Origin of the sequence: Shigella sp. FC1567, assembly GCF_001743015.1 — a bacterium.
Lineage (GTDB): Bacteria > Pseudomonadota > Gammaproteobacteria > Enterobacterales > Enterobacteriaceae > Escherichia > Escherichia coli.
In genome coordinates, this window is the sequence record NZ_MIIV01000256.1 from 1 (window position 1) to 1,631 (window position 1,631).

General features: G+C 53.5%; 1 rRNA gene. It reads left to right on the plus strand.

From position 1 onward, the window contains the following. The first annotated feature begins 45 nt into the window (after window positions 1–45). Window positions 46–1,587, plus strand: a 16S ribosomal RNA gene (locus BHE85_RS15060). Window positions 1,588–1,631: the final 44 nt, after the last annotated feature.

Sequence of the window (1,631 nt, forward strand, 5' to 3'; positions counted from 1 at the left end):
CACGTAATTCATTACGAAGTTTAATTCTTTGAGCATCAAACTTTTAAATTGAAGAGTTTGATCATGGCTCAGATTGAACGCTGGCGGCAGGCCTAACACATGCAAGTCGAACGGTAACAGGAATCAGCTTGCTGATTCGCTGACGAGTGGCGGACGGGTGAGTAATGTCTGGGAAACTGCCTGATGGAGGGGGATAACTACTGGAAACGGTAGCTAATACCGCATAATGTCGCAAGACCAAAGAGGGGGACCTTCGGGCCTCTTGCCATCGGATGTGCCCAGATGGGATTAGCTTGTTGGTGGGGTAACGGCTCACCAAGGCGACGATCCCTAGCTGGTCTGAGAGGATGACCAGCCACACTGGAACTGAGACACGGTCCAGACTCCTACGGGAGGCAGCAGTGGGGAATATTGCACAATGGGCGCAAGCCTGATGCAGCCATGCCGCGTGTATGAAGAAGGCCTTCGGGTTGTAAAGTACTTTCAGCGGGGAGGAAGGGAGTAAAGTTAATACCTTTGCTCATTGACGTTACCCGCAGAAGAAGCACCGGCTAACTCCGTGCCAGCAGCCGCGGTAATACGGAGGGTGCAAGCGTTAATCGGAATTACTGGGCGTAAAGCGCACGCAGGCGGTTTGTTAAGTCAGATGTGAAATCCCCGGGCTCAACCTGGGAACTGCATCTGATACTGGCAAGCTTGAGTCTCGTAGAGGGGGGTAGAATTCCAGGTGTAGCGGTGAAATGCGTAGAGATCTGGAGGAATACCGGTGGCGAAGGCGGCCCCCTGGACGAAGACTGACGCTCAGGTGCGAAAGCGTGGGGAGCAAACAGGATTAGATACCCTGGTAGTCCACGCCGTAAACGATGTCGACTTGGAGGTTGTGCCCTTGAGGCGTGGCTTCCGGAGCTAACGCGTTAAGTCGACCGCCTGGGGAGTACGGCCGCAAGGTTAAAACTCAAATGAATTGACGGGGGCCCGCACAAGCGGTGGAGCATGTGGTTTAATTCGATGCAACGCGAAGAACCTTACCTGGTCTTGACATCCACGGAAGTTTTCAGAGATGAGAATGTGCCTTCGGGAACCGTGAGACAGGTGCTGCATGGCTGTCGTCAGCTCGTGTTGTGAAATGTTGGGTTAAGTCCCGCAACGAGCGCAACCCTTATCCTTTGTTGCCAGCGGTCCGGCCGGGAACTCAAAGGAGACTGCCAGTGATAAACTGGAGGAAGGTGGGGACGACGTCAAGTCATCATGGCCCTTACGACCAGGGCTACACACGTGCTACAATGGCGCATACAAAGAGAAGCGACCTCGCGAGAGCAAGCGGACCTCATAAAGTGCGTCGTAGTCCGGATTGGAGTCTGCAACTCGACTCCATGAAGTCGGAATCGCTAGTAATCGTGGATCAGAATGCCACGGTGAATACGTTCCCGGGCCTTGTACACACCGCCCGTCACACCATGGGAGTGGGTTGCAAAAGAAGTAGGTAGCTTAACCTTCGGGAGGGCGCTTACCACTTTGTGATTCATGACTGGGGTGAAGTCGTAACAAGGTAACCGTAGGGGAACCTGCGGTTGGATCACCTCCTTACCTTAAAGAAGCGTACTTTGCAGTGCTCACACAGATTGTCTGAT